The following is a 20,514-nucleotide window of genomic DNA, read 5'->3' as shown; positions in this document are numbered from 1 at the left end:
GTCCGCTTATCCGGCGGAGTCGACCGCCTCGAGATCCTGGCCGTCCAAAAGCTGCGTCGCGGTCATGCCGATGTGGTGCACCAACTCGCGCACCGCCGCGTCGGCGTTGCGGTTGACGATCGCATCGACGATCGCCTGGTGCTCGGCGCCGACGTCCCAAGTACCGTGACCCAGTGGCACTGACCAGCGTCGATAGAGTTCAGCGGAGGCCCGCAGCGACTCCGCGATCGACACCAGGCGTGGGTTGGGGCATCCTTCCAACAGGGCATGATGGAACGTGGCGTGCGCGCTCGCCCAGGCCTCGCCGATCCGCTGGGGATCGCCGGGATCCAACTGGGCCGTGCGATGCAATCGGTGATGGGCCGCCACGACGCCCGTCTCCCGGTCGACGTCGCCGTGTTTGATCGCCTGGCGGAGCACGGTGGCCTCGATCTCGCAGCGGGCCTCGGTCAAGTGCCGCAAGTCTCGGCCGACACAGGTGTGACACGTAGTCCCTGCTGCGGCATGGACTCAACCAGGCCCTCGGCGACCAGCCGAGACACGGCTTCGCGAACCACGCCCATGCTTGCCTTGTGACGTTCCGACAGCTCACCGAACGGCAGCTTGGTGCCCGGCCGGCTCCGACCTGCGAGAATGTTTGCCGCAGTTCGACGTACTCCCGGTTGACCCTGGTCGGAGATTTGGTGGCGGCCACAGATCCAGCACATCAGAGTCGAAGATCGACAGCAATGTTGAAACAGCACAGGGTTGCCGCTAGCCATCCGCGCACCGAGCTGACGAGGGCGATCGCATCGGCGGCGGGTAGTTCGTCACGATGAATCGACTTCTCGCTCAACATGCCCGCGCCGACCAGGCGGGCACGTTCGACACCCGGAAGGCAACCGTCCGATACGGGCGGGGTGTACCAGCGGCCGGCGATCTTCACCGCGATGTTCGCGATGGTGGTCTCCGTGATGAAACCGTGCTCGTTCACCAGGACGACGTCATCAGCGGCGGGATGCCGCTCGGCGCGCGAACGGTACGCCGAGCGGTTGGTGGTCTTGTGCGACAACCAATGTGACGCGGAGTCGACAGGCACGTCGTCGACCTCCAGCAACACCGGGCGGCCCGGCGGGCGTTCCGGGGCCGGGGCCGTGGTCACCACGATCGCACCCTGCTGATCGACCTCGACGCGGACCACCGCGCCCGCCCTTCCACGCACCTCCTGGGCGAGCCGTGCGCGCAGGTCCTCGGGGTCGACCCGGATCGCGAAGTAACGGGCGGAGTCGGCGAGCCGAGCCAGATGCCCCTTCAGGTTGTGGACCGTGCCTGAGCTGGCATCGACGCGCATCGTCTCGATGAGGCTGAACGGGACGGGGCGGCGACGCAGGATCTCCTGCTTGGCGCGTACCTCGGCGTATTCGGCGGCGAACTCACTGCCCCACGTGACCCCACTGCCGACCCCGTACTCGCACACCGAGCGGGCCCGGTCGACGTGAACCGTCCGGATCGCGACACTGAACCGTGCGCGGACGGCCTCGGTGGGCGGCGCGACCCACCCGATCGCCCCGCAGTACACGCCGCGCCGGCGTTGCTCGAGTTCGGCGATGATGGACATCGTCTTACCCTTTGGCGCGCCCGTGACGGAACCGCAGGGAAAGAGCGCCTGCAACACCTCCAGCAAGCCGACGTCGGGCGCAATCCGGGCGGTGATATCGGATGTCAGCTGCCAGACCGTCGAGAACCGCTCGGGAGTCAGCAATACCGGCACCGTCACGGTGCCGGTGGTGGCGATCCTGCTGAGGTCGTTGCGCAGCAGGTCGACGATGATCAGGTTCTCGGCGCGTTCCTTGGCGCTGGACAGCAGCCGCCGCACCGCGATGTCGTCCTCCTGATTCGTGCGACCCCGCGTCGCGGTGCCCTTCATCGGACGCGTGCGGATCAGGTCGCCCACCCATTCGAAGAAGAGCTCGGGGCTTGCGCTGGCGATGACGTCGTCGCCGAGATCGAGATACGCCGAGTACTTCGCCATCTGGTTGCGGGCCAGGTCTGCGTAGAAGGACAGCGGGTCGCCGGAGAAATCGCTCGTGACCGCGGTCGTCAGATTGCACTGGTACGTATCGCCCGCCGCGATCGCCGCTCGCACCTGGTCGAAGGCGCGGCGGTAGCGCGCACGATCCCATTGGTCGCGCCAGCGGCCAATCCGATATGGCGCCGCCGACGCGATCGTCTGCGTTGTGTGCACCGGTTGCGTCGATATCCCGAACCAGACGAGCGGCAGATGCCCACCGCTAGCCTGCGCGTTGCGGGCCGCGGCCGTGGGCAGCTGCGGGTCGAGCCCGGAAGCAGCCTCGTACGAGATGTATCCGAAGGCCCAATAGCCCTGTGCGGTAGCGCTTTCAACCTCGCGAATGACGTCAATGACGTCAGCGTCGTGCGTCGCGACGAGTTCGCGGTCGAACCCGTCGAAGATGGTCGCCACACCATCGACGAGGTCGTCGAGCCGCGCCCACGGCGGGGTGCGGGCGTGACCGGGCGTTGGGTGCCCCCTCACGTCGGCATTCCCAGTCCTTCAATTGGTCGCGCACGGCCGACGCGGAGGCGTCAGCGCTGCGGCTCTGTCGTATGGCATGCGCAGATCGTATGTGCTCAACCGTCATTCACCGATACAGATATCGCACCCGGGCTATCCAGTCCCCGAAACGGCCCGCGGCCGGTCCGTTGCCTTGACCGCCCCGGGTGTGCGCGTCGGCGCAGACGGAGTGGGTTCGAGCTGTCCTTGAGACGAAAGCTCCCGTGACGACAGGAAGTCCGCGAACAGCTTGAGTGTCGGCGGCATGTCGTCTGCGAGGTAGACACAACAGTAGTCGGAAACCGGAGCGTCCTGGAGCCTGATGAACGTGACGCCGTTGGGCCGGGTCTTGGTGGCGGACTCGTGTACCACCGCCACGCCCACCCCGATCGCTACGTAGGCGAGTCCCGCGATCACGTCGTCGGCTTCGACTGCGACGCGAGGCGTGAAACCGGCTCGGCGGCACATGTCGATGACCTCGTCGGCGAAGTCGGGCCGGGTAGGCGGGAACAGCACCAGGGGCCTCTGACGCAGGTCGGCAACCTTCGCCGTCCGCCCCCACTGCGCGGCAGTGGTCGTCGGAACCGCCACGAACAGGCACTCCGTGAGCACTCGGCGGCACATGACGCCCGGCTCGTCGGTGAAGTGGCGTCCAAAGCCCACGTGTAGCAATCGATCCCGCAGGTAGTCGACCTGTTTGCGCTTCACCACCAGCTCGAAACCGACGGTGACATCGGGATGAAGGGCGAGGAACTGGCGCAGCAGTGCGGGGATCGGATCCAGGATCGCCGCGTCGTAATAGCCAACGGCGAGATGCCCGATCTCGCCTGAATTCGCGCGCCGCGCAAACTCGATGGCTCGGCTCGAGAGGGTGACGACACGGTATGCGCGCTCGAGTAGCGTGGCACCGGCTGCGGTCAGCTCGAGACCCTTGGGAGTTCTGCGGAACAACTCGGCACCGACGGTCTGCTCGAGGCGATGGATGCGGCGCGTCAGCGGCGGCTGGGACATGTGCAACCGCGCCGCCGCCCGATTGAGGTTCAGCTCCTCGGCAGCGGCGATGAAACACTCGAGCTGCCGAGGATCGAGTGCCCCGTCCATGTTCGCCTCAATTTTGCTAGCACCTGTTGCCACGCCCGCGACCTGGTGGCGCAGCGAGGATCCTACGACCACCGCCGCCTGCGCAGGGCGCAAGCGGCCGAACCCGCCGCGGCACCGCCTGCGCAGGCACCCCGTGCGTCGTCCTGGTCGGCGACCTGTAGCTGTATCGCCACGGTGAGCGCCGCGTTCGAAAAATGGACGGCGCCGGTTCGACTGATGGCTTGGCGCCGTCTGCGGGTTTGCTTACGTTATGACAACAGAATTCACCGAGACATACACAGACACCGCATAAACCGCCGCAACGCGAGAAGTCCGTTCGCCAAAAACCGCGGCAATTCAGATGCGAATCAGTGACGAGTAGCCATCAGTAAAACCGTCAAAAGGAGACCTTCGGATGACCATTCAGCCCCGTGATGAAGTGCTGGGTTCGATCAAACCGCTCATTCGGTCGGCAAATATTGAGGTCATCCCCCTGAAAGGGGCGGAGGAAAAGCTGACAGCACTGCCGGTGAGCACCACCGTCACCATCACCTGCTCGCCCAAGTTCGGGTTGGACCGGACGCTGGCGCACGTCGAGGCAGCGCGCAGGCGGGGAAGCCACGTGGTGCCCCACCTGGCCGCGCGAATGGTCGCGAGCGAAGCCGAGCTGCGCCGTTTCGTGACCCGCCTCGCCGAGATGGGAATCGACGATCTCTACGTCATCGGAGGGGATGGCGCGGAGCCCGTTGGACCCTACGCCGAAGCGTCCGACATCCTCGAGGCCCTGCAGGGCCTCGACCACACCTTCGCCCGCCTCGGGGTCGGCTGCTATCCAGAGGGACACCCTCATATCGACGACGACGCACTGGTCGACGCCTTGGTGCGCAAGCAGGAATACGCCGACTACATGGTCAGCCAGCTGTGCTTCGACTCAACCGCTCTACTCAACTGGCTCCGCACGGCTCGGGCCGCCGGAATCACCTTGCCGATACGTATCGGCCTGGCGGCCCCGATGCAAGCCCGCAAACTAGTCGAACTGTCATTGAAGATCGGCGTCGGATCCTCGGTGAAATTCCTGACCAAGCAGCACGGAATTGTCGGAAACCTACTCCTCGGCCGGTCCTATGCGCCCGAGGAATTGTTACTCGACCTGGTGGCAGAACCCGATTTCGACGAGCTGAACATCGAGGGTGTCCATTTGTTCTCGTTCAATCAGATCGAGGCCACCACCGCGTGGCTCGCCCGAAATGGCTGACGGTGTTTCGCGGCGCCGCGATCAACGTGAACGATCGATCGAGAGACTGAAGTGGCGTCACAGGTGAGTGGTGGGGTGTCGTCGATGTCAGTGTCGACACTCACCGACGTGCTGTCGAGCGATGCGCCTGCACCCGGCGGGGGCGCTGCAGCGGGCGTGATCACCGCACTGGCGGCCGCGTTGGCCGGGATGGCCGGCCGGTTCACCGTCAAGGGGCGAGACGTCGCCGATGGCGATGCCGAGAAGTTCACCGCGCTGGTCAGCCGCGCCGACGAGCGACGGATCCGGGCTCAGCACATCGCCGACGCCGACGCACGGGTGTACAGCGACTACGTCGCTGCAGCGCGCCTGCCCGCGGGCCCAGACGGGGAACCGCGGGTATCGGCGAAGGTCCAGGCGCGGGACGCCGCCATCGCCGTGCCGCTCGAGCTGGCCGAAGTCGCGAGGGAGATCGCTGAGATCGGGCTGCGCCTGGTCGAATCGGGGAACCCCCGACTGCGGTCGGATGCCTGCGCGGCAGCGCTGTTCGCTTCGGCGGCAGCCACCCTGTCGGCGATCCTGGTCGGCGAGAACCTCGCGGCCGAGGAGTTCGATGACCGTCTCGCTCAGGCCAATCAACACGCGGTTGCCGCACGCGCGGCCGCCAACGAGGCCATGGCGGCCTTCCCGTTTCTCAGATGAGGTGGTGAGTTCGTGACTGCACAGGTCATAGATGGACGCAAGATTGCCGAAGAACTGAAGGTGACTGTCGCGGGAGAAGTCTGCGCGCTGCGCGACATGGGGATCCCGTACGGACTCACCACCATCAGGGTGGGCGACGACTTCAGCTCAGCCGCGTACCAATCGCGGTTGTGCCGAATCGGCGAAGAACTCGGTGTGCCCGTTCGGAAAGTCGAACTACCCGCCACCGTCACCGAAGAGGAGCTCAAGGACGTCGTGCGGCAGGCCAACGCCGACGACTTGACGGCCGGTATCTTGATCTTGCGGCCGCTGCCGGACACGATCTCCGAAGCTGCTGTCTTCCAGACGCTTTCGCCTATCAAGGACATCGAATCGGTGCACCCGGAGAACGCGGGCCTGCTGGCGCTCGGCGTGCCACGGTACGTCCCGTCGACGGCGGCAGCGGTGTTCCACGTCCTCGACCAATGGTTGGACGGTGTCGGGGAGGACCGGGCGGACTTCTATCACCGGGCCCGCATCGTGATCGTCGGCCGGTCCAACAATGTCGGCAAACCGCTGGTGTCGCTGGCCTATGCGCGCGAAGCCGCGGTCGAGTCGGTCGATGAATGGGCCAGCCGTACCCGCCGGTTGAGTGCACACACCCGGCGTGCCGACGTCCTGATCGCCGCGGCCGGTGTGCCGGCGCTCATCGCGGCCGAACACGTCCGTGCCGGTGCCATCGTCCTCGACGTGGGGATCAACCCCAAGGTCGACGAAGACTCCGGTGTCACGCACATGGTCGGCGACGTCGACTTCGACGCGGTGATCAACCGGGCCCGTGCGGTGACACCGGTGCCTGGCGGCATCGGACCGGTGACCGATGTATGGCTCATCCGAAATGTGGCTCTGGCCGCGCAGAACAATGCCGGACACGGTGCCCATGCCGTCGGGGTAGTCGTTGGGAGCCCGAAGTGAGCACTCGAGATCTGGTGATCGGCGGCACCGATCGAAGCACCGACCACGTCTTGACGCTGGTATGCACTGATCAGCCGGGCGTCGTGCACGCAGTGTCTGGATTCCTGCTCGACCACGGCTGCAATCTGATCGAGAGTCAACAGTTCGTGGATCGCGCCGCGGGTACGTTCTTCATGCGCATCCAGTTCGAGTCGGCGGCTGAATCACCGTTCGACACGGCGGCGCTGCGGTCCGACTTCAACGCCACCGCGGCACGCTTCTCGATGAGCTGGCGACTCCTGGACGCCAACGTGCGACAGCGGGTCCTGATCCTGGTCAGCAAGTACGGGCACTGCCTCAACGATCTGTTGTTCCGGGCCAACGATGGTGGCCTCGGCATCGACGTCGTCGGCGTGGTGTCCAATCATCCCGACCTCGGCGTGCTCGCCGACAACTACGACGTGCCCTTCTACCACCTTCCGGTCAGCGCGGCGACCAAACCCGAGGCCGAACAGCAGCTCGTCGATCTGATCGAGGATCTCTCGGTCGACCTGACGGTGCTGGCGCGCTACATGCAGATCCTGTCGGCCGAGCTGTGCAAGCAGCTCGAAGGCCGAGCCATCAACATCCACCATTCGATGCTGCCGAGCTTCAAGGGCGCGCGGCCCTACCACCAGGCGTACGAGCGCGGGGTGAAACTCATTGGTGCGACGGCGCACTACGTGACGTCGGATCTGGACGAGGGCCCGATCATCGAGCAGGAAGTCCGCCGCGTCGACCACTCGATGAGTGCCGCCGACGTGACGACCTTGGGCCGCGACACCGAGTGTCTGGCGTTGTCCCGTGCCGTCCGATGGCACACCGAGAACCGGGTGCTGTTGGATGGTCGGCGGACCGTGGTGTTCCAATGAGGCTGGCGCACGGCGGTATCGAGGCCCGGGTGTCCGAACCCGGCCGGGTCACCGCTGAATTCGACCATTGCCGCTACCTCGCCGGACTCCGAAACTACGAGACGACCAGACACTCCGCGCCCCCGGCGTTCGACCGAATGCCAGTCCTGATGCGGGCGCTCGGTGACCCGCAGGATCAGCTCAACGCCATCCACATCACCGGAACCAACGGCAAGGGTTCGGTCGCCGCAATGGCTTCAGCACTACTCGTTGCATCGAGGCTTCGCGTGGGTACCTACACCAGTCCCCATCTGTTCGCGGTGAACGAGCGGATCGCCGTCGATGGGGTTCCGATCATCGACACAGAACTTGCCGGCGCGCTGCTCGAGGTCTCGTCGGCGGCCGCTGCGGCCGAGGTCTCTCCCACCTGGTTTGAGGCCATCACCGCCGCGGCGATATGGCACTTCGCTCACACCGGCGTCGACGTGGCCGTGATCGAGGTCGGGATGCTCGGCCGGTTCGACGCCACCAACGTCATCGACGCATCCGTGGCCGTGGTCACCAACGTCGAGCTCGACCACGTCGAGGTCGCCGGACCGACGCGGGAACTGATCGCCCTGGAGAAGGCCGGTATCGTCAAACCGGGCGCAACGCTGGTGCTGGGGGAGCGCGATCCCCTGCTCCTTCCGGTATTCGAACAGCAACTCCCGCGCGACATCCTCATGCTGGGACGTGATGTGCTCACCCTTGACCACGGTGAGCCGACGGGTGGCAGCGTGGCGACCATCTCGAACCGATGGGGCGTTCACGATCGCGTCGAGATCGCGATGACCGGTGCCTTCCAGGTGTCCAACGCCGCACTGGCACTCACCGCGGTGGAGGCCCACTCGGATCGTCATCTGGATGCCACTGCGGTGTCGGAGGTATTCCGTGCGGTCACCGTCGCCGGGCGATTCCAGGTGGTCAGAGGTGGGCCGACGGTGATCTTGGACTGCGCACACAACGAGGCCGCGGCACTTGCTCTGCGGCCACTGATCAAACGCGACGTGCCCCGGTCGGCGCCCACGGTCCTGCTGTGCGGACTTATCGGCAATCGAGACCCCTTCCACTTCCTGTCCAATCTTTCGGTGACGACCTTCGACCATGTCGTTGCCACCGAGCCGGAATCGCCGCGCGCACTTCTGGCTGCCGATATCGCCATCGCCGCAGAGTCATTGGGTGCCCGTGTCGTCGAGGAGCCGAAGATCGATTCGGCCCTGTCGCGGGCGCTCGACTTGGCAGGCCCGCGAGGCACGGTGCTCGTCGTGGGCTCGCACTACCTCGTCGGACCGGTCGCGGAAGCGTTGCGGAGGGCCCACCCATGAGGGTCTCCGTCGCACCGCAGGGGATCGGCGGACCGCAGTCGGCGAGCCGCACCTCCCGCGTCGGCACCCCGTTCGGGACGCCAGATCACGATCGTTGCCTGATCATGGGGATCGTCAACGTGACGCCTGATTCCTTCTCCGACGGTGGACGCTATCTCGCCCACGATGCGGCAGTGCAGCATGGTCTTTCGCTGCTCGAGGCCGGGGCCGACGTCGTCGACGTCGGCGGAGAGTCGACCCGCCCGCACGCCACGCGCACCGATGAGTCAGAAGAACTGCGCCGCGTCGTGCCAGTCATACGAGACCTTGCGCGTGCCGGCGTGGCGGTGACCGTGGACACCATGCGCAGCTCGGTCGCAGCGGCGGCGTTGGCCGCGGGCGCGGTCGGAGTGAACGATGTCAGCGGGGGGCTCGCCGACACCAACATGGCGCGGGTCATCGCCGATGCGCGCGTGCCGTACGTGGCGATGCACTGGCGTTCCCCGAGCAAGGACATGCACGACCACGCGCGCTACACCGACGTGGTGGGCGACGTGATCACCGAGCTCGGCAGGCGCCTCGAGGCGCTCGATCGTGCCGGTGTCGATCTGCACCAGGTGGTCGTCGACCCCGGAATCGGGTTCGCCAAGACTGCCGCCCACAACTGGCAGGTGCTCAACGGGCTGCGCGCCTTCGCCGTGCTGAATCGTCCACTCCTGGTCGGCGCGTCGCGGAAGTCATTTCTGCGCAAGGCAATCGAAGCGACTCACGCCGGAGTAACCACCGAATCGCTCGACGCCGCCACGGCCGCGGTATCCGCCTTGGCCGCCAGGGCCGGGGCCCATTGCGTGCGGGTCCATGACGTCACCTCGACGCGGATTGCCCTCACGAGGCCGAGCAGCTGGACCGAGCCGAGCCGACCGCCATCAGGGCGCTGAGCGGCGCAGCGTCTGCGAGGGCGGAACACCGAATCTGCGGGTGTAGCCGGCCGCGAATCTGCCGGTATGGGCGAATCCCCAGCGCTGCGCTATCTCGGTGACCGTCGCACCGGAGCGTGCGTCGGCCTCGACCAGGTCCTGGTGCGCGCGTTCCATTCGGATGCGATGGATGTAGGACCTCGGCGTGCAATGCAGCTCGCGCTGGAAGCCGACCTCCAGCGCTCGAATGCCGACTCCAACCCGCTTTGCGATATCGCCGACCGTGAGTTCGGCCATCGTGTCGGCCTCGACCATGTCGACCGCCTCGCGGACGGCACGGCGCGAGATCGGCATCTTCGGGCTCAGAATGTCGAACAGCCTGGTGTGGGGGACCCCCAGCAAGATGGTGTTCAGAGCTTGCTCGCGCAGACACCGCGACAACCTGGACGGGATGGCGTCGATTGACTCGTAGCTGTCGAAGATGCCGGTCATCAGCTCGATGACTCCACCGATCGCCTTGCGCGCGTGCGGTTCTGTGACCGCGGCCTCGAAGCGCAGCGCGCGTTCGTCGGCGTCCGGCGCCAGGTTTTGCAGCGTGGCCCGCAGTTCCGAGGTATCGGCACGCAGCGAAACCACCGCGCAGTCATCGCTCCACTCCATGTGCACGTTGTCGCCGCCCGAGAGCACCACCATCGATTCCCCCGACCGCGCGACGAAATCCTCCTTCTGATGTCGTGCGTAGATGGTCCCGTGCAACGGGGCGAGGATGGTCATGTACTCGTTTTGCGATGGCCTGTCGATGGAGACAGCGGAGCTGTAATTCATGCAGTACAGCGACACCGAGCCCAGGGTGGCGAAGCGCACCGAGGCGTTGAGGTGCGGATCGGCGCCAGCCAACTCAAGCCGATGCGGTGAGAGCAGTTTGGCGGTCTCCCTTTCGGCGACCTCGCGATCAGTGGTCAGAAACCGCGTGTAGGAGGCGAGACGTTCGAGGCCTTCGCCATCGGAACCCGACGGCTGCGGTCCGTTATAGGCCTCCGGCCGCGCCGCTGGGTGGCGAACATCGCCTCGGTTTCCGGTACTCATACGGTGGCGACTCCAGGGCAGGTGTGTGTGGTCTTCCTCACAGAGTGAGAGCACTCACTCGACACCGTCAAATACCGACTTCGATGGTGCTCGATACCCAAACCGGCAGCTCGCGGGTGCCGGCCGGCTGAAGTCGGAAACTGGATCCCGCGATTTCGTGTGTTGACTCGGTACGAAGTGGTGCACGCCATAGCGTTCTTGTGTGCGACCAAGTCACATCGTGTGTCGACCGCTCGCGCAGGCTGAACGCCTGAAATACCAACGCGGCCTAATGATTTCGTCGACACAAGAAAGGGGCGCGTGACCGGCCCCGAAACTACTCGCCGCGTCCCGCACGGGCACAAGAGGTGCCGGCGCTCGTCAGGAAACCCATTCAAATCTAGTCAATGACTGGCATTTGAGACCACCATTTCAACCTTTACCACCCAAAGGAGAGTTGTGTCCCCCGACAGCTTGGAGGCCGCGATCGCGCGGTATGGATCCGCCGCGAAGATGTTGCGCAACGCGCCGATCAGCTATTACAAGTTCCCGTACCCCGACGAGCACACCAACTGGCGTGACGAGCAGGCGGCCTGGCGGGAAACGGCCGTACTGTTCGATCAGTCGCACCACATGTCTGACATCTACTACTCGGGTCCCGACGTGATGCGACTGCTGTCCGACACCGGGATCAACAGCTTCGCCAAGTTCGGTCCTGGCAAGGCCAAGCAGTTCGTCGCGGTGAACCATGACGGCTACGTCATCGGTGACGCCATCCTCTTCGGCCTCGGCGAGAACACCGTTAGCCTCGTCGGCACGCCTGCGGCGTCGAACTGGGTGACCTACCAGGCTGAGACCGGCAATTACGATCTGGAGATCACGCCCGACCCGGCGACCCCGTTCAATCCGCACGGTCGGTTGACCTTTCGCTTTCAAATGAACGGCCCGTTGACCCGCGAGATCGTGGAGAAGGCAGCCGGCGGCTCGATCGACCGAATCAAGTTCTTCAACATCGGCCAGTTCACCATCGCGGGCTGCGAAGTCAGCGCGCTGAATCACACCATGTCTGGTGTTCCGGGCAAGGAGATGACGGGCCTGGAAATGTGGGGCCCGGTGGAGCACGGGCCGGCTGTCTACGCGGCGCTCGCCGCGGCCGGCGAGGAGTTCGGGATGAGACTGGGCGGTGCACAGTCCTATGTCAGCGCCGCGCTCGAGTCGGGCTGGATCGCACTGCCCACACCTGCTGTGTACACCGGGGACGAGCTGAAGGCCTATCGGGAGTCATTGCCGGCCTACGGCTTCGAGGCGAACGCGTCGATCGGCGGCAGCTTGGAGTCCGACGACATCGAGGACTACTACATGACGCCCTGGGACCTCGGGTACGGAAACCTGATCAAGTTCGACCACGACTTCATCGGTCGCGAGGCTCTGGAGAAGCTCGTCGACGCGCCGCACAAGCGCAAGGTGTGGCTGCGCTGGAACGACGACGACGCCGAACAGCTCATTGCCAGCAGCCTCTTCGGCCCCAGCAAGGAGCGGGCCAAGTATCTCAACCTGCCGAACTCCGTCTACGGAATCTCGCAGTACGACGAGGTCGCCATCGACGGTCGCCCGGTGGGCTTCACTGCGTGGACCGGATACACGGTCAACATCGGCTCCATCAGCGCGCTGGGCGTGATCAACGAGGCTGACGCGGTAGACGGAAACGAAGTAACGGTCACCTGGGGTGAGAAGGACGGCGGGAGCAGCAAGCCGTTCGTCGAGCGCCATTCCCAAAAGTCCGTGCGAGCCACGGTCAGCACCACACCACTTGGCCAGTAGCACCCACAACCCTTCCGACCTTGCCAACAGAAAGAGGAGATCGGCATGGCTGTTGAGAGCCTGCAGGATGCTATCGAGAAGGCCGGCAACGATCCGGTCCGCATGCTTCGCAATGCACCGGTGAGCTATTACAAGTTCCCGTACCCCGAAGAACACACCAACTGGCGTGACGAGGAAGCGGCATGGAAGGACTCCGTAGCTCTGTTCGACCAGTCCCACCACATGTTTGACGTCTACTTTAAGGGCCCCGACGTCAAGCGGTTGCTATCGGACACCGGCATCAACAACTTCACGAAGTTCGGCAAGAACAAGGCCAAGCAGTTCGTGGCCGTCAGCCCGGACGGATACTTCATCGCCGATGCGATCCTGTTCGGCTTCGAAGACGACTACGTGAGTCTGGTCGGAACGCCGGCGGCCGCCAACTGGGTGCAGTACCAGGCGGAGATCGGCAACTATGACGTCGAGATCGTCAGGGACGAGGCGACGCCATTCAATCCAGCCGGTCGTTTGACCTTCCGCTATCAACTCCAGGGACCCAACACGGGCAAGGTACTGGAAAGGGCGGTCGGTTCTCCCGTCGATCACATCAAGTTCTTCAACATCGGCGAGTTCGAGATCGACGGTGTGACGGTCAAAGCGCTGAATCACACGATGTCCGGCGTTCCCGGGCGCGAGTTGACAGGCCTGGAGATGTGGGGACCTGCCGAGCACGGTGAGAAGGTACTCAACGCATTGGTGAAGGCGGGCGCCGAATTCGGCCTCAAACGCGGTGGCGCACAGTCGTATGTCGCGGCGTGCCTGGAGTCGGCGTGGCTCGCGCTGCCCACGGCGGCGATCTACACGGGCGAGAGCATGAAGGCCTATCGGGAATGGTTGCCCGCTGTGGGGTATGAGGGCAACGCCTCGATCGGCGGAAGCTATGTCTCTGAGAACATTCAGGATTACTACGTCACCCCGTGGGATCTCGGATACGGCAATCTGATTCACTTCGACCACGACTTCATCGGCCGCGACGCGCTGCTGGCCATCAAGGACAAGCCGCACCGGCGCAAGGTCTGGTTGAAGTGGAACAACGACGACGCCGCGAAGACCATTGCGAGCAGCCTGTTCGGCGGCAGGGAGCGTGCCAAGTACCTGAACCTTCCGAATGCGGTCTACGGAATCTCGCAGTACGACAAGCTGCTGGTGAATGACCGGCTCGTCGGTCTGGCCGCATGGACTGGCTACACGGTGAACATCGGGTCCATCAGCTCGTTGGCGATGGTCGACGAGGCTGACGCCATCGACGGCCGAGAGGTGATCCTCGTCTGGGGCGAGCCCGACGGTGGTACCGCCAAGCCCTTCGTCGAACGCCATGTCCAGAAGGAGATCCGGGCGACGATCAGCTTGACCCCTCTCGTCTGACCAGATCACCACGATCGCTGGTTGGCATGGTTGTGTGAAAGGAGAACTCAATGACGGGACCGGAACTCGGCATCGACGCGGCTTGGGCTGCACTGTCGACTGCCGAGGTCTCTGATGCCTTGGACCGTCTCGGTGTCGATGGACAGTTGCCCGACGTGGGATCCCTGACGGGCTCGACACACACCTGCGGTCGAGCCTTCACCGTCGCCTACGGCAGCGCCGCACGTCCGCCAGGGACCGTGGGTGACTTTCTCGACGAGGTACCGCCCGGGCAGGTCGTCGTGATCGACAACCGTGGGCGAACCGATTGCACCGTATGGGGCGGGATCCTGACCCGCCTCGCGACTGAGCGGGGTGTCGCGGGCACCGTCATCAACGGCGTAGCCCGCGACACCGTCTCCGCGGAGGAACTCGGCTACCCGCTGTTCGCTCGCGGACGCTACATGCGAACCGGCAAGGACCGCGTTCAGGTGGACGCCGTGCAGACCTCGGTCACGATCTGCGGCGTGCGGGTGTCGCCGGGTGACGTTGTTCTCGGTGACCGAGACGGCGTCGTGGTCGTGCCCCGTACGCATGAGTCCGAGGTGTTGCGCGTGGCCCTCGAGATCAACGAGATCGAGCACCGGATCTCCGAGTTGCTGACGGCGGGTTCGACATTGGCAGATGCCCGCGCCACCACCAGATATCACCGGCTGCAACGGAGGTCCGAGCAGTGATCTCCGCTGCCGAGGTGCTGGCCGGGGTCAGTGCCGCTGAGCAACTGGCGGGGCTGTCGGCGGCCACCGTGCATGAGGCGCAGGGCCGCCGTGGCGCTCTGCCGTCGAGGCTCGCGATGCGAACCGCGCCCGAACGAACGCTGCGAGCCCCGGCGATGACGGTGTGCACACAGCCTGGCGAGAATCTCACTCTGCACCGAGCCCTCTATCAAACACCTCCTGGCTGGGCACTGTTCGTCGTCACCAACGGGAGCCTTGACTATGGCTATTGGGGTGAGGTCCTCAACACCGCGGCAATGACTCGAGGCGTCGCCGGCCTGGTCATCGACGGTGGCGTACGCGACGCGGCGCAGATGTATGGTGCCGGGTTGCCGATCTTCTCCTCACGGGTGTGCATCCGCGGGACGGCCAAGCATGGCGGCGGATCCTACGGCGAAACCGTTGTCGTGGACGATGTGATCGTGCGGTGCGGCGACGTCCTCGTCGGCGACGCTGACGGCGTCGTCGCCGTCAGGGCGGAGGAAGCGGGGACCGTCGCGGCGGCGAGTCGACTGCGCGACGAACAGGAAGCCGGATACATGTCCAGAATCCGGTCAGGCGCAAGCACTTTCGACATTTTCGGTTGGAACCCGTAGTCCGGCGACGACCAGTGGGTCGTCGCCGTCGTGAGTAGTCAAACTATAGGTAGGAACTCTGTCATGAGCGAGCAGTTGTCCGGTAAGACATCCATCCAGGTCGGTCTCATCGCGAAGGCGTTGCCCTGCGCGCCGCTGTGGGTCGCTCAGCGCGCTGACATCTTCGCAGCGAAGGGTCTCGACGTCTCCTTCAAACTCTTGGGTAGCGGAGATGCCGTGACTGACGCAATCCGCGGTGGTGAAGTGCAATTCGGTTTGACCACACCCGAAGGAGCGATCAACGACCAGGCCGGCGGTGGCAAGCAGCGGATCCTCGGCGCCTTGACGAATCAGCTGCCCTTCAAGCTGATCGGCCTTCCTCCGCACACCACGATCAGTGCACTGCGGGGTGGCCGGATCGGTGTCTCCTCCATGACGGAGGGGACCGTTCACGTGCTGCGGACAATGCTGGCCCAACACGGGCTGAAGTACCCCGACGACTACCGGATGGACGTCGTCGGGACCCACATCGACCGCTGGGAACTGCTGCAGGCCGGGGAGATCGACGCCGGCCTGCAGATCACCCCGTACGACCACATCGCGATCGAGGCCGGCTACTCCGATCTGGGATCACCCGCCGAGTACATTCCCGAGTTCGCCTTCGTCGTGATCTCCGCAGACTCGGTGTGGTGCACCGAAAACGAGAAGGTCACCACCGCCTTCGTTGACGCGCTGCGCGAAGGTGCGGCGATCATCTATGACGATCGGCCCACCGCGGTGCAGATGGTCTCCGACGAAACGGGTGTCGATCCGCGTTTGATCGGCGAGTCGCTCAACGACCTCACCGGCTTGCAGATGATGCCGCGCGATCTCAAGGTGACCCGATCGGCGCTCGCCGCCGTCGTCGACACGATGCGCGAGGAAGCCGCGGGCACCCTCGGCGACTTCGACCAGGTTGTGGACCACTCCTATCTTGATGCCTGACGTAGCTATTGAGGCAGCGTTCGTGACGTCGATCCGCAGTCCGGTGAGTATGCGATGCTCGATGAGCACGCGATGGTGGTGTCCGGGCCGGAGCACGGGGCGGCCGCATCAGAGGCCGCGGTGGTCTCGCTGGAGTGTGGGCTTGAGCAGATCGGGTTGTCCTAACGGCACGCTCCGTGATGTGTGCATCGTTGTGGTAGGTGCGTCTGATGCGGCGGCAACCGAAATGCGCGCCCCAATGGTTTCACCCGTCGACGCCAGCGACGTGAACGGTAGCGCGTGATTTCCAAACTGTTGGTGGCCAACCGCGGTGAGATAGCGATCCGGGCGTTCCGCGCCGCGTACGAGTTGAGCATCGCGACGGTTGCGGTGTACCCGTACGAGGACCGCAACTCGCCGCACCGGATGAAGGCCGACGAGTCATATCAGATCGGCGAGCCTGGCCACCCCGTGCGCTCCTATCTCTCGATCGACGAGATCATCCGCGTCGCTCGCGACGCAGGTGCCGATGCGGTGTATCCCGGCTTCGGGTTCCTCTCGGAGAACCCGGAACTCGCGTCCGCGTGCGCCGAGGCGGGCATCACCTTCGTGGGCCCTGGGGCTCACGTGCTGGAGCTGACGGGGAACAAGGCGCGCGCGATTGCGGCGGCACGGGACGCCGGCCTGCCGGTACTGGCGTCATCGGCGCCATCGGACTCGGTGGACGAGCTCGTCGCCGCGTCGGGCCAGATGAACTTTCCGCTGTTCGTGAAGGCGGTGTCGGGCGGTGGCGGCCGGGGCATGCGGCGGGTGACCGACCCCGATTCGCTGGCCGAGGCGATCGAGGCCGCCAGCCGCGAGGCGGAGTCGGCGTTCGGCGATCCGATGGTCTATCTCGAACAGGCTGTGTTGAACCCCCGTCACATCGAGGTGCAGATCCTTGCCGACGGCCAGGGCAATGTCATCCACCTGTTCGAACGGGACTGCAGCGTGCAGCGCCGCCACCAGAAGGTGATCGAACTGGCGCCCGCGCCCAATCTGGCACCGGAGCTGCGGGACAGGATGTGCGCCGACGCCATCGCGTTCGCCAGACAGATCGACTACACGTGTGCGGGCACCGTCGAATTCCTGCTCGACGAACGTGGCAACCACGTCTTCATCGAGATGAATCCGCGCATCCAGGTCGAGCACACCGTCACCGAGGAGATCACCGACGTCGACCTGGTGGCCAGTCAGCTGCGCATCGCCGCGGGGGAGACGCTGGCCGATCTGGGGTTGAGCCAGGATTCGATTCGGGTGCGCGGCGCGGCGATGCAGTGCCGAATCACCACCGAGGACCCCGCCAAGGGTTTCCGGCCCGACACCGGACGCATCACTGGTTACCGGTCGCCAGGCGGCGCGGGCATCCGGCTCGACGGGGGTACCAACCTCGGTGCGGAGATCGGGGCGCACTTCGACTCGATGCTGGTCAAGATGACGTGCCGCGGCCGGGACTTCTCGACCGCGATGACGCGCGCCAAGCGCGGGTTGGCGGAGTTTCGGATCCGTGGGGTGTCGACCAACATTCCGTTCCTGCAGGCGGTCGTCGACGACCCCGACTTCCGGGCGGGTCGGGTCACCACGTCGTTCATCGACGAGCGGCCGCAGCTACTGACCGCGCACATTCCCGCTGACCGCGGCACCAAGATGCTCAACTACCTCGCCGAAGTCACCGTCAATTCGCCCTACGGCGGCCAGGCGAGGGTGTACCCGCAGGACAAACTGCCCGACATCGACCTTGAAGACCCGGCGTCGACGCCGCCACCTGGCAGCAGGCAGCGGCTGCTCGAGCTGGGACCTGAGGGCTTCGCGGCGTGGCTGCGGGACTCGCCGGCGGTGGGCGTCACCGACACCACGTTTCGGGACGCGCACCAGTCGCTGCTCGCCACCAGGGTGCGCACTTCCGGTCTCGCGCTCATCGCGCCGTACATCGCCACGATGACCCCGGAGCTGTTGTCGATCGAATGCTGGGGTGGCGCGACTTACGATGTGGCGCTTCGGTTCCTGAAGGAAGATCCGTGGGAGCGGCTCGCGGCGTTGCGGGAAGCGGTGCCCAACATCTGTCTGCAGATGCTGCTGCGGGGCCGCAACACCGTCGGCTACACCCCCTACCCGGAACTGGTCACCTCGGCGTTCGTCGAGGAGGCCACCGCGACGGGTATCGACATCTACCGCATCTTCGACGCATTGAACAACGTCGAGTCGATGCGGCCTGCCATCGACGCGGTGCGTGAAACCGGTTCGGCGATAGCCGAAGTCGCGATGAGCTATACGGGCGACCTGTCCGATCCCGCCGAGAAGCTCTACACGCTGGACTACTACCTCAAGCTCGCCGAGCAGATCGTCGATGCCGGCGCCCACGTATTGGCCATCAAGGACATGGCAGGGTTGCTGCGCGCCCCTGCGGCAACCACGTTGGTCAGCGCGTTGCGCAGCCGGTTCGACCTGCCCGTGCACGTGCACACCCACGACACTCCCGGCGGGCAGCTGGCCACCTACACGGCGGCGTGGCAGGCCGGCGCCAGCGCAGTCGACGGCGCGGCCGCCCCACTGGCTGGGACCACCAGCCAGCCGGCCTTGAGCTCCATCGTGGCCGCCGCCGCGCACACCACGTACGACACCGGATTGTCGCTACGCGCCGTGTGCGATCTGGAGCCGTACTGGGAAGCGCTGCGAAAGGTCTACGCACCCTTCGATGTTGCGGCATCCGGTGTGGTTTCCCCGACCGGCCGGGTCTACTCCCACGAGATTCCCGGCGGCCAGCTGTCGAACCTGCGTCAACAGGCGATCGCATTCGGTTTGGGCGATCGGTTCGAGCAGATCGAGGAGGCGTACGCCGCGGCCGACCGGGTGCTCGGTCACTTGGTCAAGGTCACGCCGTCGTCGAAGGTCGTTGGCGACCTCGCGCTCGCGCTCGTCGGTGCAGGTGCCACCGCCGACGAGTTCGCCGCCGATCCGGCACGATTCGACATCCCCGACTCCGTGATCGGGTTCCTGCGCGGTGAACTGGGTGATCCACCCGGCGGCTGGCCCGAACCGCTGCGGACCAAGGCGCTCGCCGGACGTGCACCGGCCAAGCCGACCGCCGAACTCACCGCGGAGGACGAAGCGCTGCTCGCCAAGCCGGGCCCCGAACGGCAGCGCGCGTTGAACCGGCTGCTGTTCCCAGGCCCGACAAAGGAATTCGAGGCGCACCGCGAGATCTACGGCGACACCTCACGCCTGTCGGCCAACCAGTTCTGGTACGGGCTGCGCCACGGTGATGAACACCGCATCCAGATCGACCGCGGCGTCGAACTCATCATCGGCCTCGAGGCGATCTCCGAGACCGACGAACGCGGCATGCGCACCGTCATGTGCATCATCAACGGTCAACTCCGTCCGGTGGTCGTGCGCGACGAGAGTGTCGCCGTCGACATCCCAGCCGCAGAGAAGGCCGACCGGACCAACCCCGACCACGTCGCCGCACCGTTCGCCGGTGTCGTCACCGTCAACGTGGCCGCCGGTCATCGGGTCACCGCCGGCCAGGGCATCGCCACCATCGAGGCCATGAAGATGGAAGCGGCCATCACCGCACCCAAGGCGGGCACCGTCGAGCGGGTGGCCGTGTCGGCTACCGCTCAGGTCGAGGGCGGCGACTTGCTCGTGGTGGTCAGCTGACCCGCATCATTGGAGGCAAATTTCGCGGGCCGCCTGATGGCCTTGGCACTTGGCTGTCAGCGACTTAGTACGTCGGATTGGGATTGCCCGATCAACCGGTCGCAGTCGCGGGGGCAGTGAGTTGGCGGATCTGGGCGATGTCCAGTTCACGGCGCGACAACAGCCCGACGGCAATGTGGGTGTCACTTCGTGCACCCCCCGTGTCGACGCGGGAATGTATGTGTACGAACGCATGAAATGCGCCGGGTCGGTGAACGCTGAGGTGACCGCGCCGATTCGGAGTCGCCTGCATGGTCCGTCCGCTGCCTGTCTGCCGCGGAGTCGGCGGGGCTCGCGCCGCCAACCAGTATCCGGCACTGATCGACAAACGCCGTGCCCGCGTCGGTGAGCCGTACCTCGCGGGTGGTGCGGTGCAGCGGCAGTACGCTAACCGGCATTCCTCACCAACCCCGACAATTCGCAAACTGGATCGTACGGTGTCGGCTGGTGACTCGGTACGGCGTGGCTTACGCCATAGCCTCGAAGGCGCCCGAAAGCAAAATCGCGTGCCAAAGATCCGGTGGGGTCTCTAGCCCCGACCGG

General features: G+C 65.3%; 17 protein-coding genes. 12 read left to right on the top strand and 5 right to left on the bottom strand.

Annotated elements, in window-relative coordinates; all coding sequences use genetic code 11:
• Nucleotides 1–6 precede the first annotated feature (6 nt).
• The 4 genes from ACXPWS_RS16235 to ACXPWS_RS16220 form a co-directional block, all read right to left on the bottom strand.
• Nucleotides 7–453 (bottom strand): GntR family transcriptional regulator, encoded by a 447-nt coding sequence (locus tag ACXPWS_RS16235; protein ID WP_458707642.1) that lies wholly within the window; start codon nt 451–453, stop codon nt 7–9.
• A complete protein-coding gene (locus ACXPWS_RS16230) occupies nt 450–707 on the bottom strand; it encodes a GntR family transcriptional regulator (protein WP_458713564.1) in 258 nt (85 codons plus the stop codon). Before ACXPWS_RS16230 ends, ACXPWS_RS16235 begins: the two co-directional genes overlap by 4 nt.
• A complete protein-coding gene (gene pabB / locus ACXPWS_RS16225; RefSeq protein ID WP_458707641.1) occupies nt 707–2,533 on the bottom strand; it encodes an aminodeoxychorismate synthase component I in 1,827 nt (608 codons plus the stop codon). Before pabB ends, ACXPWS_RS16230 begins: the two co-directional genes overlap by 1 nt.
• Before the next feature lie 132 nt (nt 2,534–2,665).
• Nucleotides 2,666–3,652: a LysR family transcriptional regulator gene (locus ACXPWS_RS16220; RefSeq protein ID WP_458707640.1), complete on the bottom strand. Its 987-nt coding sequence runs from the start codon at nt 3,650–3,652 to the stop codon at nt 2,666–2,668.
• A 394-nt stretch (nt 3,653–4,046) separates the two neighbouring features.
• Here ACXPWS_RS16220 and ACXPWS_RS16215 point away from each other — a divergent pair, with 394 nt between their 5' ends.
• From ACXPWS_RS16215 to folP, 6 genes are all read left to right on the top strand, one after another.
• A complete protein-coding gene (locus ACXPWS_RS16215) occupies nt 4,047–4,886 on the top strand; it encodes a methylenetetrahydrofolate reductase (RefSeq protein WP_458707639.1) in 840 nt (279 codons plus the stop codon).
• Nucleotides 4,887–4,970: 84 nt separating this feature from the next.
• Nucleotides 4,971–5,567 (top strand): cyclodeaminase/cyclohydrolase family protein, encoded by a 597-nt coding sequence (locus ACXPWS_RS16210; RefSeq protein WP_458707638.1) that lies wholly within the window; start codon nt 4,971–4,973, stop codon nt 5,565–5,567.
• A gap of 12 nt (nt 5,568–5,579) precedes the next feature.
• The gene (locus ACXPWS_RS16205; protein WP_458707637.1) at nt 5,580–6,521 is read left to right on the top strand and encodes a bifunctional 5,10-methylenetetrahydrofolate dehydrogenase/5,10-methenyltetrahydrofolate cyclohydrolase; all 942 of its coding nucleotides are present in this window, start codon (nt 5,580–5,582) and stop codon (nt 6,519–6,521) included.
• A complete protein-coding gene (gene purU / locus ACXPWS_RS16200; RefSeq protein WP_458707636.1) occupies nt 6,518–7,411 on the top strand; it encodes a formyltetrahydrofolate deformylase in 894 nt (297 codons plus the stop codon). Before ACXPWS_RS16205 ends, purU begins: the two co-directional genes overlap by 4 nt.
• Nucleotides 7,408–8,754, top strand: coding sequence for a bifunctional folylpolyglutamate synthase/dihydrofolate synthase (locus tag ACXPWS_RS16195; RefSeq protein WP_458707635.1), 1,347 nt, complete (start codon nt 7,408–7,410; stop codon nt 8,752–8,754). Before purU ends, ACXPWS_RS16195 begins: the two co-directional genes overlap by 4 nt.
• 104 nt (nt 8,755–8,858) lie before the next feature.
• Nucleotides 8,859–9,671, top strand: a complete 813-nt coding sequence (gene folP / locus ACXPWS_RS16190; protein WP_458707634.1) for a dihydropteroate synthase — start codon at nt 8,859–8,861, stop codon at nt 9,669–9,671.
• Here folP and ACXPWS_RS16185 read toward each other — a convergent pair.
• Complete coding sequence (locus ACXPWS_RS16185) at nt 9,660–10,736, bottom strand: helix-turn-helix transcriptional regulator (protein ID WP_458707633.1); 1,077 nt, start codon at nt 10,734–10,736, stop codon at nt 9,660–9,662. The two genes, folP and ACXPWS_RS16185, sit on opposite strands and share 12 nt — an antisense overlap.
• A 438-nt stretch (nt 10,737–11,174) precedes the next feature.
• On the opposite strand from ACXPWS_RS16185, the gene ACXPWS_RS16180 reads away from it, so the two are divergent.
• The 6 genes from ACXPWS_RS16180 to ACXPWS_RS16155 all read left to right on the top strand — a co-directional run bounded on the left by ACXPWS_RS16180 (nt 11,175) and on the right by ACXPWS_RS16155 (nt 19,932).
• Entirely contained in the window at nt 11,175–12,536 is a 1,362-nt protein-coding gene (locus tag ACXPWS_RS16180; protein ID WP_458707632.1) for a hypothetical protein, read from the top strand.
• A gap of 45 nt (nt 12,537–12,581) precedes the next feature.
• Complete coding sequence (locus tag ACXPWS_RS16175) at nt 12,582–13,940, top strand: hypothetical protein (protein WP_458707631.1); 1,359 nt, start codon at nt 12,582–12,584, stop codon at nt 13,938–13,940.
• Between the two features lie 50 nt (nt 13,941–13,990).
• Complete coding sequence (locus tag ACXPWS_RS16170; RefSeq protein WP_458707630.1) at nt 13,991–14,656, top strand: RraA family protein; 666 nt, start codon at nt 13,991–13,993, stop codon at nt 14,654–14,656.
• A 14-nt stretch (nt 14,657–14,670) separates the two neighbouring features.
• Nucleotides 14,671–15,291, top strand: coding sequence for an RraA family protein (locus ACXPWS_RS16165; RefSeq protein ID WP_458707629.1), 621 nt, complete (start codon nt 14,671–14,673; stop codon nt 15,289–15,291).
• A 63-nt stretch (nt 15,292–15,354) separates the two neighbouring features.
• On the top strand, nt 15,355–16,254 hold the full coding sequence (locus ACXPWS_RS16160) for an ABC transporter substrate-binding protein (RefSeq protein ID WP_458707628.1): 900 nt from the start codon (nt 15,355–15,357) through the stop codon (nt 16,252–16,254).
• Between the two features lie 279 nt (nt 16,255–16,533).
• Complete coding sequence (locus tag ACXPWS_RS16155) at nt 16,534–19,932, top strand: pyruvate carboxylase (protein WP_458707627.1); 3,399 nt, start codon at nt 16,534–16,536, stop codon at nt 19,930–19,932.
• Nucleotides 19,933–20,514: the final 582 nt, after the last annotated feature.

The sequence above is a fragment of the Mycobacterium sp. BMJ-28 genome (assembly GCF_054404835.1).
Note: the sequence above shows the minus strand (reverse complement) of the source record. Positions and strands in the feature narration are given on the sequence as shown.

Coding starts and splice junctions, on each gene's coding strand:
- ACXPWS_RS16170 (WP_458707630.1), top strand. CDS start 13,991: ATGACGGGACCGGAACTCGGCATCGACGCGGCTTGGGCTGCACTGTCG.
- ACXPWS_RS16220 (WP_458707640.1), bottom strand. CDS start 3,652: ATGGACGGGGCACTCGATCCTCGGCAGCTCGAGTGTTTCATCGCCGCT.
- ACXPWS_RS16195 (WP_458707635.1), top strand. CDS start 7,408: ATGAGGCTGGCGCACGGCGGTATCGAGGCCCGGGTGTCCGAACCCGGC.
- ACXPWS_RS16160 (WP_458707628.1), top strand. CDS start 15,355: ATGAGCGAGCAGTTGTCCGGTAAGACATCCATCCAGGTCGGTCTCATC.
- ACXPWS_RS16185 (WP_458707633.1), bottom strand. CDS start 10,736: ATGAGTACCGGAAACCGAGGCGATGTTCGCCACCCAGCGGCGCGGCCG.
- ACXPWS_RS16230 (WP_458713564.1), bottom strand. CDS start 707: ATGTGCTGGATCTGTGGCCGCCACCAAATCTCCGACCAGGGTCAACCG.
- ACXPWS_RS16175 (WP_458707631.1), top strand. CDS start 12,582: ATGGCTGTTGAGAGCCTGCAGGATGCTATCGAGAAGGCCGGCAACGAT.
- folP (WP_458707634.1), top strand. CDS start 8,859: ATGGGGATCGTCAACGTGACGCCTGATTCCTTCTCCGACGGTGGACGC.
- ACXPWS_RS16215 (WP_458707639.1), top strand. CDS start 4,047: ATGACCATTCAGCCCCGTGATGAAGTGCTGGGTTCGATCAAACCGCTC.
- ACXPWS_RS16210 (WP_458707638.1), top strand. CDS start 4,971: ATGTCAGTGTCGACACTCACCGACGTGCTGTCGAGCGATGCGCCTGCA.